Genomic DNA, 14,771 nt, shown 5'->3' on the forward strand with positions numbered 1-14,771 from the left:
CCGCCGGCGTCCCCTCGGACGCGACGGTGCCGGGTCAGACGCCCGCGCCCAGCACGGAGTTGATCTGCTGCGGATCGCCGCAGACGACCAGCAGGGCGCCGGCCCGGGAGTGGGCCTGGGTCAGGGCGGTGGCGGCAGCGGCTTCGGTGCCTCCGTTGACGGCGACCACGACCACGGGCCGCGACGCCGCACGGTCCGCGACGGCGGCGTCGGCGTAGAAGACGTCGTCGCCGGCGTCGTGCTGGGCCCAGTAGGAGGCTTCGCCGAAGGACAGCTCGTGGGCGGCCCACGGGTGCTGCTCGCCGGTGGTGATGACCAGCACGTCGCCAGGGGCACGGCCCGAGTCCAGGAGCAGGTCCACGGCTTCCTCGGCGGCGTCGAGCGCCCCCTGCACCGAGGCCGGGATCAGCTGGATCTGCGGGGTGGCCCGGGCGGACGTGGCCGGGGCGGCCGGGGCCGACGGCCCCGGCTTGGATGCGGCCACATCACGCGGCGTGCGTTGCGCCGACGGCGTGGGCCGGACCTGGCCGGGACGACCGGGGCGCGACGAAGCCGCGGGACGGGGGCCGGGTACGGGGCGGGGGGTCGGCGCGGTACGGCCGCTGGCCGGAGTGGCGCGGGGACCCTGGGCACTCTCGTGAATCTGAGGCTCCTCGGGAATGAGAGGCATGGGCTGATGTTTATCAAACGTTGGTGCGGCGCGCGTCGGCGGGTACACAGCAGCGCGAGCGGAACCGTCAGAAATCGAAGCCGAGCTGACCCTCGATTTCCGGAACGCTTCCGTCCACCCAGCTGCGGACCTTCTTGAGGTGCCGCCACTGGGGCAGCGCATCAAGATACGCCCACGACAACCGGTGGTACGGGGTGGGCCCCCGCTCCGCCAGTGCGGCCTTGTGCACAGGCGACGGATACCCGGCGTTGTCCACAAAACCGAAGTCTGCATGGTCGATACCCAGTTCGGCCATCATTTTGTCGCGCTGAACCTTGGCGATCACCGAGGCTGCCGCAACCGCCACGCACGACTGGTCGCCCTTGATGACCGTACGGACCCTCCAGGGCGCTCCGAGATAGTCGTGCTTGCCGTCGAGGATCACCGCGTCGGGCCGGACCGGCAGGGTTTCCAGGGCACGCACCGCCGCAAGCCGCAGCGCGGCCGTCATCCCCAGGTCGTCGATCTCCTCCGGGGAGGCGTGCCCCAGCGCGTACGACGTCACCCACTTCCGCAGTTCCTCGGCGAGTTCGGTGCGGCGCTTGACGGTGAGGAGCTTGGAGTCGGTGAGGCCTTCGGGCGGCCTGCGCAGTCCGGTGACGGCCGCGCAGACGGTGACGGGGCCGGCCCACGCGCCGCGCCCCACCTCGTCGATGCCCACGACGATCTTCGCTCCGGTCGTGGCCCGCAAGGAGCGCTCGACAGTGTGAGTAGGAGGTTCGTACGGCATGGCGTCCTTAGCGTACGCCGCTCCGATCACGTCGCGACACCCTGGTCCCCCGGGCGGCTCCCGGCGCGGCCCCACGCTCGGGTCAGGCACCATACGGCCGGAGCAGCGGAAGCATCAACTGATCGATCATTTCCTCCAGCTCCCGATCGCTCCATTCGCTCATGCACAGCTTGGAGCGGTACATCATCATGGCCGGGATGACGTCGAAGACGTAGCCGTTCGCCGCATCGGACCGCACCTCTCCGCGGTCGACACCACGGGTGATGATCTCGCGAAGCAATTTGACGGTCGGCTCGACCACTCCGCCGATGATCACACCGTGGAAGCGTTCCGCCTGATCCGGGTCGCATTCGTGAATCACTGCACGCAGTGCGAATCCCGGGCGGGAGAACATCGCCTCGCGGGCCCGCCGGCAAAGCGTGAGCAGGTCCTCGCGCACGCCACCCGTGTCGGGCGCCTCCTCGAAGCTGGGCAGTCCGGCCTGCAAGGCGTCCGCGACCAGGTCCTCCTTGGAGGGCCAGCGCCGGTACACCGCGGCTTTGCCGGTCTGGGCAGCGGCCGCGACGCCCTCCATCGTGAGGCCCTTCCAGCCGACCGTGCTGAGCTGTTCCAGCGCGGCATCGAGGATCGCGCGTTCGAGCACGGCGCCACGCCGGCGGAGCGAGGCCGTCTGAGCGGGGGCGGCCGTCCAGCGCGAGGTAACCATCTCAACTTCTCCAGCGAGCAGGGTGAAGCGGGGATTCCGGGGCGGGGACTCGTCGCACGACAGCCAGGGGGCGCATCACCGGACGACGACAGTAGTGAACGGTTGCGTTCACTACCGGGGCTCACTACCGTTGCCGGAACAGTGAACGCAAGCGTTCACTACGGCTTTCGTGCGGGACCATAGTGACAACCTCTCCGTTGATTCAGGACCAGAAGCCAGGTGCGGCCCGCCGGGACGGTCGTCCCGGCATCGCGCTCACGGTCATCGCGGCCTGCCAACTCATGGTGGTACTCGACGCGACGATTGTGAATATCGCGCTCCCGCACATTCAGGACGCCCTCAAGTTCAGCACCACCGACCTCACCTGGGTCGTCAGCTCCTACACGCTCACCTTCGGCGGTCTGCTGCTCCTCGGCGGCAGGGCCGGCGACATTCTCGGCCGCCGGCGGGTCTTCATGACCGGCATCCTGCTGTTCACGCTGGCCTCCCTGCTCGGCGGGCTCGCCCAGGAGCCCTGGCAACTGCTGGCGGCGCGTGTCCTGCAGGGCATGGGCGGAGCGATTGCGTCGCCCACGTCGCTGGCGCTCATCACCACCACGTTCCCCGAGGGGCCGGAACGCAACCGGGCCTTCGGTGTCTTCGCAGCGGTCTCCGCGGGCGGCGGTGCCATCGGTCTGCTCGCGGGCGGCATGCTCACGGAGTGGCTCGACTGGCGCTGGGTACTCTTCGTCAACGTGCCGATCGGTGTACTGATCGCCATGCTCACGCCGGTCTACATCAGCGAGTCCGAACGGCACACCGGGCGCTTCGACATCGCGGGCGCCGTGACCTCGACGGCGGGCATGGCCTCCCTCGTCTACGGCTTCATCCGCGCGGCGGACGAGGGCTGGCGGGACAACCTGACCATCGGGTCCTTCGGTGCCGCGGTGGTCCTGTTGCTGGCCTTCGCGCTGATCGAGTCCAGGGCCAAGGAGCCGATCACCCCGCTGCGGATGTTCGCCGACCGCAACCGCTCGGGCACATACGTGATCATGCTCTGCCTGGCCGCGGCGATGTTCGGCATGTTCTTCTACATCGTGCTCTTCGTGCAGAACGTGCTGGCCTACAGCCCGATCGAGGCGGGGCTCGCCTTCCTGCCGGTGACGGTGGTGATCGTGCTCGGCGCGGATCTGTCGCAGCGGTTCCTGCCGGTGTTCGGGCCCAAGCCGTTCATGCTGGTGGGCTCGGCGCTGGCGGCGATCGGGCTGGGCTGGCAGGCCCTCATCAGCTCGGACAGCTCGTATGCCGGCGGGGTGCTCGGCCCGATGCTGGTCTTCGGCTTCGGTATGGGCCTGAACTTCGTGACACTGACGCTCACCGCTGTCTCCGGTGTCGCCCCGCACGAGGCGGGCGCGGCGTCCGGTCTCCTCAACGCCACCCAGCAGGTGGGCGGTTCGCTGGGCCTGGCCATTCTGACCACGGCGTTCGGCACGGCCAGCAGGGACGAGGCGGAGAAGCAGCTGCCGGGCTTCATGGCGGAGGGCTCGGCGGAGCAGAATGCAGAGTTCGCCCAGGCGCATCAACTGCCCGCGCCCTGGCGGCACGAGGTGCTCGCGCAGGGCATCTCCACGGCGTTCCTCCCGGCCGCCGCGATGGCCGTACTCGCCCTGACCACCGCCTGGTTGGTGATCAGGGTCCGCAGGAGCGACCTGGAGGCACTCTCGGGCTCGGCCGGACCGGGGATGGCCTGACCAGGGACGATCTGGCCGGTGGTGAGCTGACCGGAACAGACCGGAAACCGACCCCGGCGACTCGTCGGCGGGCCTGACAGGGACCCGTCGGCAGCCGCCGGGCCGGTCCGTGCCCGGCAGCAGCCCTACGAAAGCCCACACCGCCCACATGACGGGCGGCAGGGCCGACAGGTCCACAAGAACCTCCATGACCACCCCCGTGACGCTCATGCACCTCTGGCGCATCCGGCTCCGTGCCACACAGCAGATGTCACGACAACGCGCGGCCGGTCACGGAGAGTTCCCGACATGCACAGAGAGTTTCTACGAGCGGCAAGCAACCAGGCCGGGGCGGCACCTGGCACCGGGCAGCACAGCCAGGACGGCACCAGATGCTGGGCGGATAAGTGCCTGTCGGCGCAGGGGTGGGAAGGTCCGAGGTCGTGCCGACGCAGGGCGACAGTCACCCAGTCCGTGCCCACACCTCCCGAGCGGCGCCCAGACCGTGCCGGGTACCTCTCCAGGGCACCCATGCGATGCCGGCACCGCTCCAAAGGCTCCCAGTCCCCGACCGGCACCGGACAAGTGACTCTCAGGCCGAGATCGGCACCCACTCCGGCAGCGCCTCGGTCCGCCGCACCCACTCGGCGGGCGGCGCCCCCGCCCTCCCGGCCGCGATCACCCCGCCCACGATGGCGCAGGTCGTGTCCATGTCCCCGCCGACCTGCGCGGTCGTCCAGAACGCCTGCTCGTAGTCGCGCAGTCCCCGCGCGGCCGACCACAGGGCGAAGGGCACGGTGTCATGGGCCGTCGTACGCCGCCCGCAGCCCAGCACGGCCGCGACCGTGGCCGCGTCGGCATAGTCGAGCAGGTCCCGGGCCCGTCGCAGCCCCGCGCCGACCGCGCTCCTCGACGGGACCAGCGCGATGACCCCGTCGATCAGGGACTCGGCGCCGGGCGGACCGCCTGGGGCGGCGGCCAGTGAGGCGGCCGCGGCGACGGCCATGGCGCCGACCACGGCCTCACGGTGCTGGTGGGTGGGGTAGGCCGAGATCTCGGCCTGGTGAGTGGCCTGCTCCGGGTCGTCCGCGTACCAGGCACCCAGGGGCGCGATGCGCATTGCGGCACCGTTGCCCCAGGACCCCTGCCCGTTGAAGAGCGCGGCGGCCAGCTCGCGCCAGTCGCCGCCTTCCCGCACCAGGCGCAGCAGCCGGTTGACGGCGGGGCCGTAGCCCCGGTCGAAGTCGTGATGCGCGGCGAAGGATTGCGCCAGGGCATCCTGGTCGATGCGGCGGTGGGCGGCCAGGACGGCGACCACCGAGCAGGCCATCTCCGTGTCGTCGGTCCACTGCCACGGGCCGGGCGGCAGCTCGCGGCCCTTCAGCAGGGCGTGGTTCGCGGGCACGAAGAACTGTGAGCCGAGCGCGTCCCCCACCGACAGTCCGCGCAGGCTGGTCAGGGCGCGGTCCAGGCGCCCGCCGGGAGAGGAGTCAGTGGTCATCGCGCCGCCACCCTATCCGGTGATCCCGTACGGCTCCGGATCGCGCCAGCGGTCGAACGGCCGGTCCAGCGTGTACTTGCCGTTCTCCCCGAGAACGAGCATCCGTACCTCGCCGTTCCCCGGGTTCGACAGGGACTCGAACTCCGCCACCGTCCAGTGGAACCAGCGCATGCAGAACAGCCGCATGGCCAGACCATGGGTCACCAGGAGGACGTTCGGCGGATGGTCGGGGGCCTCGAAGCTGCGGAACAGGCTCTCCAGGAAGCCGCCGACCCGGTCGTAGACGTCGGCACCGGACTCGCCCTGGGCGAAGCGGTAGAAGAAGTGGCCGTAGGCGTCGCGGTAGGCCTTCTGGAGGCGTACGTCGTCGCGGTCCTGCCAGTTGCCCCAGTCCTGCTCGCGCAGCCGGGGCTCCTCGCGCACCCGTATGAGCTCGGGGCCGAGGTGGAAGGCGCGCAGCGTCTCGTGTGTACGGCGGTAGGGGGAGACGTACACGCTGACGCGTTCGCGGCCGAAGATCTCGCGCAGTGTCTTGCCGGTCTCCTCCGCCTGCCGCCAGCCGCGCTCGGTGAGTGCCAGCGCATGGTCGGGCACGCGTTCATACACGGAGTCATCAACATTGCCCGTTGACTCGCCGTGTCGGACAAGGACGATGCGCCGCGGTCGTGCCATGCCAAAACCCTAGATCGGGTCGGGGACAATCGAGCACTCGTACGGGCTTCATACGGCGTAGGTCACACAGATCCCGCACCACGGCTCACATGAGGCCACATGATTAACGCGGTCCGGCGTGCGTCCAGAGCGCCTCAAGGGTGCGTACGGCAATCAAACTATCCAGGACGGTTCGAGGCCCACGATGTCACCCGTGAGCGCCGCGATGTCGGCCTCCGTCTGCGCGCGGAGCGCGAGTCGCTCCACGCGTTCGGTGCGGTACTTGCCGTGCTCGGCGGCCGAACGCCACATCGACAGCACCAGGAACTCGTGGCCGGGCGCCTCGCCGAACAGGCCTCGGATCATGCCGGGCGAGCCGGCCATCGCGGGGTTCCAGACCTTCTCCTGCATCAGCACGAAGTGCTCGGTCCGCTCCTCGTGCACGCGGCACAGTGCGACGCGCAGCAGGTCGGCGTCCGTGAAGCGGGGCTCGAACCCGGTATTCACGTCGAAGCGGTAGTCGAAGAGCCTGACCTGGGCGTCCTTGAAAGTGCCCGACTGGGCTGCCGCGAGCCGGTCGTGGGAACGGGCCATGAAGGAGTCGTAGAAGGCACGGCTTTCCCAGAAGGCGAAGATGTGCGCCACGTCCGGCCGTCCCCGGCTCCAGCCGCCGCCCTGTCCGCGAAAACCCGGCTCCCCCAGAAGCCCCGCCCATTTTCGCTGCCCCCGCTCGAAACCGCGGCGGTCCACCACGGTGCAGCGAATCCACTTGACCAGCACCGCGCCATCGTAAGGCCACGGAGCGTGGCATCGGTCACCCTCGGGCGGACAGCTCTCCCGCACGGACACGCGCGCGCGTGGCAGGATGGACAACCAGCTGTGACTGCCCGGCAGTTGGAGCGAACGACGGTACCGGGGAAGGGGAAGTCTGGTGAACGGCCTCAACAAGGGGATCGGCAAGGTCGAGGTCGCACTGCGGTGGGACCCGAGTCCGGCGGGACAGCCGCCCTCCGATCTCGACCTCGTCGCCGCGACGTACCTGGCGAACGATCCGTACGGCGATCCCGCCTACGTGGTGTACTTCGACAGCCGCTCCCCCGACGGCACCATCTACCTCAACCGGGACAGCAAGGACGGCAAGGGCTTCGGCTACGACGAGGTCATGACGCTGGAGCTGGAACGCCTGGCCCCCCGCTACGCGCGCGTGGTGGTCGGTGTGGCCATCCAGCAGCGCCCCGCACATCGGACCTTCGTCAGCGTGGCCAACCCCGGCCTGCGTATCCGTGAGGGCTACACCGACCTGACCGAGGACGACTTCGGCCAGGTCCTCGGGGCGACGGCGGCCACGGTCGCGGAGTTCGTCCGGGAGGGATCCGGCGCGTGGGACTACCGTCCCGGCATCCAGGGCTTCGAGGGCGACCCGGCGGACTTCACGCGGACCATGGGCGCGACACGCCGGTCCTGACGCCGTACGCGAGGACATACGACGACGAGGGGCGCCAGCACATGGTCGGCGCCCCTCGCGCAACTACCCGGGCGGCAGGGTCACCCTGCCCGGTGTCAGCTGCAGCCGCTGGTCGAGCCGCAGCCCTCGCAGATGTAGCAGGAACCGGCGCGCTGCATCTTCGTGCCGCAGGAGAAGCACAGCGGGGCGTCGGCCTGGATGCCCAGCTGCATCTCCACCAGTTCGGCGCTGGTGTGGGCCTGCTGCGGGGCCGGCTTGGCCACCCCGGTGCCGTTCGGAGCGGACACGGCCTTCAGGTCGTGGGCGCGCGGCGCCGACTGGGCCAGGCCCTCGACGTCGACCTCGTCGTCGGTCGGCTCGTACGAACCGGTCTCCAGGTGGCGCTGGCGCTCCTCGGCGGAGTGGATACCGAGCGCGGAGCGCGTCTCGAAGGGCAGAAAGTCCAGCGCAAGGCGGCGGAAGATGTAGTCGACGATCGACTGCGCCATCCGCACGTCCGGGTCGTCCGTCATGCCGGCCGGCTCGAAGCGCATGTTGGTGAACTTCGAGACGTACGTCTCCAGGGGCACGCCGTACTGCAGGCCGACGGAGACCGCGATGGAGAAGGCGTCCATCATGCCCGCGAGGGTCGAGCCCTGCTTGGACATCTTCAGGAAGACCTCGCCGAGACCGTCGTCCGGGTAGGAGTTGGCGGTCATGTAGCCCTCGGCGCCGCCGACCGTGAAGGACGTCGTGATGCCGGGACGGCCCTTGGGAAGGCGCTTGCGGACCGGGCGGTACTCGACGACCTTCTCGACCGGGGGCTCGACGACGGCGGGCTCCTCGGCCTTCTCCTCCTCCCACTTCTTCGTGGAGAGCGGCTGGCCGACCTTGCAGTTGTCGCGGTAGATGGCGAGCGCCTTGACACCCAGCTTCCAGGCCTCGAAGTAGATCTCCTCGACCTCCTCGACGGTCGCCGACTCCGGCATGTTGACCGTCTTGGAGATGGCACCCGAGATCCACGGCTGGATCGCGGCCATCATGCGGACGTGGCCCATCGGGGAGATGGCACGCTCGCCCATGGCGCAGTCGAACACCTCGTAGTGCTCGGGCTTGAGGCCGGGCGCGTCGATCACGTTGCCGTGGTCGGCGATGTGGGCGACGATCGCCTCGATCTGCTCCTCCTGGTAGCCCAGGCGGCGCAGGGCCTGCGGGACGGTGCCGTTGACGATCTGCATCGAACCGCCGCCGACCAGCTTCTTGAACTTGACCAGCGCGAGGTCGGGCTCGACACCGGTGGTGTCACAGGCCATCGCCAGGCCGATGGTGCCGGTCGGGGCGAGCACGGATGCCTGGGAGTTACGGAAACCGTTCTTCTCACCGAGACGCACCACGTCCTGCCAGGACTCGGTGGCAGCGGCCCACACCGGGGTGTCCAGGTCGTCGATACGGACGGCCTTGTCGTTGGCGTCGGCGTGCTGCTTCATGACGCGCTTGTGGGCGGAGGCGTTGCGGGCGTAGCCGTCGTACGGACCGACCACCGCGGCGAGTTCGGCCGAGCGCCGGTACGCCGTACCGGTCATCAGGGAGGTGATGGCTCCGGCGAGGGAGCGGCCGCCGTCGGAGTCGTAGGCGTGGCCGGTCGCCATCAGCAGGGCGCCGAGGTTGGCGTAGCCGATGCCGAGCTGGCGGAACGCGCGCGTGTTCTCGCCGATCTTCTGGGTCGGGAAGTCCGCGAAGCAGATCGAGATGTCCATCGCCGTGATGACCAGCTCGACGACCTTCGAGAAGCGCTCGACCTCGAAGGACTGGTTGCCCAGGCCGTCGTCCTTCAGGAACTTCATGAGGTTCAGCGAGGCCAGGTTGCAGGACGTGTTGTCCAGGTGCATGTACTCGCTGCACGGGTTCGACGCGGTGATCCGGCCGGACTCGGGGCAGGTGTGCCAGTTGTTGATGGTGTCGTCGTACTGGATGCCGGGGTCGGCGCAGGCCCACGCGGCCTCGGCGATCCTGCGGAACAGCGCCTTGGCGTCGACCTCCTCGATGACCTCGCCGGTCATCCGCGCGCGCAGGCCGAACTTGCCGCCCTGGTCGACCGCCTTCATGAACTCGTCGTTCACACGGACCGAGTTGTTGGCGTTCTGGTACTGGACGGAGGCGATGTCGTCGCCGCCCAGGTCCATGTCGAAGCCGGCATCGCGCAGGACGCGGATCTTCTCCTCTTCCTTGACCTTGGTCTCGATGAAGTCCTCGATGTCCGGGTGATCCACGTCGAGGACGACCATTTTGGCGGCGCGGCGGGTCGCGCCACCCGACTTGATCGTTCCAGCGGAGGCGTCGGCGCCGCGCATGAAGGAGACCGGGCCGGAGGCGTTGCCGCCGGAGGACAGCAGCTCCTTGGAGGAGCGGATGCGGGAGAGGTTCAGGCCGGCGCCGGAGCCGCCCTTGAAGATCATGCCCTCTTCCTTGTACCAGTCGAGGATCGACTCCATGGAGTCGTCGACGGACAGGATGAAGCAGGCGGAGACCTGCTGGGGCTGCTTGGTGCCGACGTTGAACCAGACAGGGCTGTTGAAGCTGAAGATCTGGTGCAGGAGGGCGTAAGCCAGCTCGTGCTCGAAAATCTCGGCGTCGGCGGGCGAGGCGAAGTACTTGTGGTCCTCGCCGGCCTTCCGGTACGTCTTCACGATGCGGTCGATCAGCTGCTTGAGGCTGGTCTCGCGCTGCGGAGTGCCGACGGCACCGCGGAAGTACTTGCTGGTGACGATGTTGACCGCGTTCACCGACCAGAAGTCGGGGAACTCGACGCCACGCTGCTCGAAGTTGACCGAGCCGTCGCGCCAGTTGGTCATGACGACGTCACGGCGCTCCCAGGCCACCTCGTCGTACGGGTGCACGCCGGGGGTGGTGTGGATGCGCTCGATACGCAGGCCCTTGTTCGCCTTGGTGCCCTTGGCTCGGGAACTCCGTGCCGGACCGCTCGCCGTCTCTGTCATGCCGCCTCCCTGTACGGGCTAAAACGCCCTGAAGTGCCCCGTTGTTCCCGTGGCACGGTGTTCTGTCTGGTGTTGCTGGCATCCTCGCTGCTGCCCGCAACAGGTCTTTCTCGCCGCCGCCCGGCCGGGCCCGGAGTGTGCATCCGGGTCCGGCCCGCCGGTCAGTCGGCGGCGCCTGCGGGCTCGGGGACCTGTGCAGTCCCCCCGGTCCCGCGGTCGCCTTCCTGGCTCCCCGCGTCAGCTTCGTCCTCGCGGTCCTCGTCGTCAGCGGCGGGGTGTCCCGTCTGCTGCCTTAGCTCCGCGATGGCGGCCTCGAAGTCCTCGAGCGAGTCGAACGCCCGGTAGACGGAGGCGAATCGCAGAAAGGCGACGAGGTCGAGCTCCTGCAACGGGCCGAGTATGGCCAGCCCCACGTCGTGGGCGGCCACCTCGGCGCTTCCAGTGGCCCGCACCGCCTCCTCGACCCGTTGGCCGAGCTGGGCGAGCGCGTCCTCGGTGACTGGCCGTCCCTGGCATGCCTTGCGCACACCGTTGATGACCTTGGTACGGCTGAAGGGTTCGGTGACTCCGGACCGCTTGACCACCATCAGCGAGCACGTCTCCACGGTCGTGAAACGACGGGAGCAGTCGGGGCACTGGCGGCGCCTGCGGATCGACGTGCCGTCGTCGGTCGTCCGGCTGTCGACGACACGGCTGTCGGGGTGCCTGCAGAAGGGGCAGTGCATGAACTCCCAACCCTCCTCACAGCAGACTCAATAGCCTCGCGGACCACTTGGGCCCCACGAAGCAGCCCCAAGCATAGGCGATCGTCTCGGGCCTGAAGACCCGGGGGACCACAACTTCTGGGCTACTCCTGCAATCCAACCACTAGATGTGGGGATTGGCTCATACACACACGCTGTGCGCGCGTGTCGCACCCACAGAGGCAGGCGCCGTACGGCCCGCCGCGCCGCGCCCGATCCGCAGCGCAGGGCCGCATCGCTGCCGCACATGCGGAGATACCGTGGGCGCCAGGAGGAGGGGACGTGGGACTCCCGCGCAGATGGGGCCCTGCCCCCGGGTGACGGGATACCGGGTGGCAGACTGGGGCACCAACCCACGAGGTCGTCACCCGGCGGTGAACAACAACGGGCCCTTTTGTCCGCCAGGCACCACGGTAGCCATACACCCAGACACATGATCGCGACAGACGATTCGCGTTTTTTCACTCGAACGTGTGTTTGGCGCAACCTTTCGAAAGCAACTACCGTTGTCCAGCAGGGAGACCATCGAGAGGGGCCGACGTGACCACCACCGCAGACAGTGCCACCATCACTGCCCAGGACCGCTCCCAGGGCCGACTTGAGCCGGTGCATGCGATGAACCAAGCCACGAATCCCGAGGGGCACAAGCGCTCCCTGCCGGGCCGACCTCCAGGCATCCGGGCGGACAGCTCCGGGCTCACCGACCGCCAGCGCCGGGTGATCGAGGTCATCAGGGACTCCGTGCAGCGACGCGGCTACCCGCCGTCGATGCGCGAGATCGGCCAGGCCGTCGGCCTCTCCAGCACCTCCTCCGTCGCGCACCAGCTGATGGCACTGGAGCGCAAGGGCTTTCTGCGCCGCGACCCGCACCGCCCGCGCGCGTACGAGGTACGCGGCTCCGACCAGGCCGCCTCCGTGCAGCCCACGGACACCGCCGGCAAGCCGGCCGCGTCGTATGTCCCGCTGGTCGGCCGGATCGCCGCCGGTGGCCCGATCCTCGCCGAGGAGTCGGTCGAGGACGTCTTCCCTCTTCCCCGTCAGCTGGTCGGCGACGGTGAGCTGTTTGTCCTCAAGGTCGTCGGCGACTCCATGATCGAGGCCGCGATCTGCGACGGCGACTGGGTCACGGTCCGCCGCCAGCCGGTCGCCGAGAACGGCGACATCGTCGCCGCGATGCTCGACGGTGAGGCCACCGTGAAGCGCTTCAAGCGCGAGGACGGCCACGTCTGGCTGCTCCCGCACAACGCGGCGTACGAGCCGATCCCCGGCGACGACGCGACCATCCTCGGCAAGGTGGTGGCCGTACTGCGCCGCGTCTGACCGGCGCCGGGCGGGCCTCGCCGCCCCGCCCTCTGGCCGGGCCCCGGGACCCCTGCGCCGGTTCCGGGGTCTGTCTTTGCGCCTAAGCCGGCGCCGCTTTCGCGGACCTGGTTGATCGCCGTTGTGGTTGCTCAATTGATGGTTCCGGTGCGTGGCACGAGGGTTTACTGGGCGTCTGCTTTTGCGGCCGCGTCGATCGCGGCCAGTGACTTCCGTACCTGGTTACGGTCCGTGGTGTACCAGAAGTCGGGCAGTGAAGCCTTCAGATAGCTCCCGTACCGCGCTGTCGCCAGCCGCTGATCCAGTACGGCGACCACGCCGCGGTCCCCCGACGCCCGTACGAGGCGGCCGGCGCCCTGGGCCATGAGCAGCGCCGCATGGGTCGCGGCGACCGCCATGAAGCCGTTGCCGCCGGCGTCCTCCACCGCCTTCTGGCGGGCGCTCATCAAGGGGTCGTCGGGCCGCGGGAACGGGATCTTGTCCATGACGACAAGCTGGCAGCTGGGGCCGGGCACGTCGACGCCCTGCCACAGCGAGAGCGTGCCGAACAGGCAGGTCTTCGGGTCGGCGGAGAAATTCTTGATCAGCTCACCGAGGGTCTCCTCGCCCTGGAGGAGGATCGGGAACTCGGGGATGCGGCTGCGCAGTTCCTCGGCCGCGAGCTGGGCGGCCCGCATCGAGGAGAACAGCCCCAGCGTCCGGCCGCCCGCCGCCTGGATCAGCTCCGTCAACTCGTCCAGCATGTCGACGCGGTCGCCGTCACGCGCGGGACGCGACAAGTGCTTGGCGACGTAGAGGATGCCCTGCTTGGGGTAGTCGAAGGGCGAGCCGACGTCGACGCCCTTCCACTGCGGGAGGTCCTCGCCCTCCGTGCCCTCGGGGGCCAGCCCCAGGGAGGCGCCGACGCCGTTGAAGTCGCCGCCCAATTTCAGGGTCGCGGAGGTCAGGACGACGGAGCGGTCCGCGAAAAGCTTCTCCCTGAGCAGGCCCGACACGGACATGGGGGCGACGCGCAGGGAGGCCCCGAAGCGGTCGTGGCGCTCATACCACACGACGTCCCACTCGGAACCGTTCGTGATCCGCTCCGCCACGTCGTGGATGTTCTCCACGGCGGCCAGGGCCTGCTTGCGGACCGCGTCCTCGTCCTGGACGGACTTGTCGCGGGTCGCGCCGATCGCGGAGATCACCGTGCGGCAGGCGTCGCGCAGCGCCATGAGCGCGTAGCCGAGGTCCTCCGGGATCTCCTCCAGGCGGCCCGGCAGGGCCAGCTCCATCAGCCGTTCGAAGCCCTCGGCGGCGGTCTGGAGCTGGTCGGCGGCCTTCTCGTTCACGAGCTTCGCGGCGCGCCGCACCGCGCGGTTGACCTGGCCGGAGGTGAGCTCGCCGGTGGCGACTCCGGTGACCCGCGAGACCAGCTCGTGGGCCTCATCGACGATCAGCACCTCGTGCTGGGGGAGGACCGGTGCGCCCTCGATGGCATCGATGGCGAGCAGCGCGTGGTTCGTGACGACGACCTCGGAGAGCTTGGCGCGCTCACGGGCCATCTCCGCGAAGCACTCGGCGCCGTAGGCGCACTTCGACGCGCCCAGACACTCTCTCGACGACACCGACACCTGGGACCAGGCCCGGTCGGACACGCCGGGCGAGAGGCCGTCGCGGTCGCCGGACTCTGTCTCGTCCGCCCAGTCTCGCAGCCGCAGCAGGTCCTGGCCCAGCTTGCTGGTGGGGGCCGCCGCCTCGAACTGGTCGAAGAGGCCCTCCTCCTCGTCCTGCGGGACACCCTCGTTCAGGCGGTGCAGGCACAGGTAGTTCGACCGGCCCTTGAGCATCGCGAACTCCGGGCGGCGGCGCAGCAGCGGGTGCAACGCGTCGACCGTACGCGGCAGGTCGCGCTCCACGAGCTGGCGCTGCAGGGCCAGGGTGGCGGTCGCCACGACGACACGCTCCCCGTGAGCGAGGGCCGGCACGAGGTAGCCGAGCGACTTGCCGGTGCCGGTGCCGGCCTGGACCAGCAGATGGGAGCCGTCGTCGATCGCCTGGGCGACGGCTTCGGCCATGGCCACCTGGCCGGGGCGCTCCGTACCGCCGACAGCAGTGACGGCAGCATGCAGGAGTTCGGGGAGTGAGGGCTTCGTCATAGCGCGACCACCCTACGGCCCAGCACTGACAAACGGGCGATCAAGGCGGGGACGACGGGCTGGATCAAGACGGGAGGCTCCTCTGCGCGTGACCGGAATGGGGCGGATGGGGATCGAGCCGGCT

Annotated in this window: 12 protein-coding genes; 3 read left to right on the plus strand and 9 right to left on the minus strand. The window is 69.3% G+C overall.

Annotation, left to right across the window (positions count from 1 at the left end; genetic code table 11):
* Positions 1 to 34 precede the first annotated feature (34 nt).
* From H8R17_RS27885 to H8R17_RS27895, 3 genes are all read right to left on the minus strand, one after another.
* On the minus strand, positions 35 to 670 hold the full coding sequence (locus tag H8R17_RS27885) for a hypothetical protein (RefSeq protein ID WP_187825980.1): 636 nt from the start codon (positions 668 to 670) through the stop codon (positions 35 to 37).
* A gap of 67 nt (positions 671 to 737) precedes the next feature.
* On the minus strand, positions 738 to 1,439 hold the full coding sequence (locus H8R17_RS27890; protein ID WP_187825981.1) for a ribonuclease HII: 702 nt from the start codon (positions 1,437 to 1,439) through the stop codon (positions 738 to 740).
* A gap of 82 nt (positions 1,440 to 1,521) precedes the next feature.
* Positions 1,522 to 2,145: a TetR/AcrR family transcriptional regulator gene (locus tag H8R17_RS27895; RefSeq protein ID WP_187825982.1), complete on the minus strand. Its 624-nt coding sequence runs from the start codon at positions 2,143 to 2,145 to the stop codon at positions 1,522 to 1,524.
* A gap of 182 nt (positions 2,146 to 2,327) precedes the next feature.
* Between H8R17_RS27895 and H8R17_RS27900 the strand changes: the two genes are divergently transcribed.
* Positions 2,328 to 3,875 carry an MFS transporter gene (locus tag H8R17_RS27900; RefSeq protein ID WP_187825983.1) on the plus strand — a complete coding sequence of 516 codons (1,548 nt, stop codon included), beginning with the start codon at positions 2,328 to 2,330 and terminating at the stop codon, positions 3,873 to 3,875.
* Between the two features lie 571 nt (positions 3,876 to 4,446).
* Here the strand turns inward: H8R17_RS27900 and H8R17_RS27905 are convergent.
* From H8R17_RS27905 to H8R17_RS27915, 3 genes are all read right to left on the minus strand, one after another.
* Complete coding sequence (locus H8R17_RS27905; RefSeq protein WP_187825984.1) at positions 4,447 to 5,355, minus strand: ADP-ribosylglycohydrolase family protein; 909 nt, start codon at positions 5,353 to 5,355, stop codon at positions 4,447 to 4,449.
* A gap of 12 nt (positions 5,356 to 5,367) precedes the next feature.
* Positions 5,368 to 6,027, minus strand: a complete 660-nt coding sequence (locus tag H8R17_RS27910; RefSeq protein ID WP_187825985.1) for a histidine phosphatase family protein — start codon at positions 6,025 to 6,027, stop codon at positions 5,368 to 5,370.
* 153 nt (positions 6,028 to 6,180) lie between these two features.
* On the minus strand, positions 6,181 to 6,786 hold the full coding sequence (locus H8R17_RS27915; protein ID WP_187825986.1) for a YdbC family protein: 606 nt from the start codon (positions 6,784 to 6,786) through the stop codon (positions 6,181 to 6,183).
* Positions 6,787 to 6,937: 151 nt separating this feature from the next.
* Here H8R17_RS27915 and H8R17_RS27920 point away from each other — a divergent pair, with 151 nt between their 5' ends.
* A complete protein-coding gene (locus H8R17_RS27920) occupies positions 6,938 to 7,471 on the plus strand; it encodes a TerD family protein (protein WP_187825987.1) in 534 nt (177 codons plus the stop codon).
* Positions 7,472 to 7,566: 95 nt separating this feature from the next.
* Here the strand turns inward: H8R17_RS27920 and H8R17_RS27925 are convergent, their stop codons facing one another.
* Positions 7,567 to 10,446 (minus strand): vitamin B12-dependent ribonucleotide reductase, encoded by a 2,880-nt coding sequence (locus H8R17_RS27925; protein ID WP_187825988.1) that lies wholly within the window; start codon positions 10,444 to 10,446, stop codon positions 7,567 to 7,569.
* A 161-nt stretch (positions 10,447 to 10,607) separates the two neighbouring features.
* Positions 10,608 to 11,171, minus strand: a complete 564-nt coding sequence (gene nrdR, locus H8R17_RS27930; protein WP_187825989.1) for a transcriptional regulator NrdR — start codon at positions 11,169 to 11,171, stop codon at positions 10,608 to 10,610.
* 558 nt (positions 11,172 to 11,729) lie between these two features.
* On the opposite strand from nrdR, the gene lexA reads away from it, so the two are divergent.
* Positions 11,730 to 12,509, plus strand: coding sequence for a transcriptional repressor LexA (gene lexA / locus H8R17_RS27935; RefSeq protein WP_187825990.1), 780 nt, complete (start codon positions 11,730 to 11,732; stop codon positions 12,507 to 12,509).
* 164 nt (positions 12,510 to 12,673) lie between these two features.
* On the opposite strand, the gene H8R17_RS27940 is transcribed toward lexA, so the two are convergent.
* A complete protein-coding gene (locus tag H8R17_RS27940) occupies positions 12,674 to 14,647 on the minus strand; it encodes an ATP-dependent DNA helicase (RefSeq protein ID WP_187825991.1) in 1,974 nt (657 codons plus the stop codon).
* Positions 14,648 to 14,771 lie beyond the last annotated feature (124 nt).

The organism is Streptomyces sp. TRM68367, assembly GCF_014495685.1.
GTDB lineage: Bacteria > Actinomycetota > Actinomycetes > Streptomycetales > Streptomycetaceae > Streptomyces.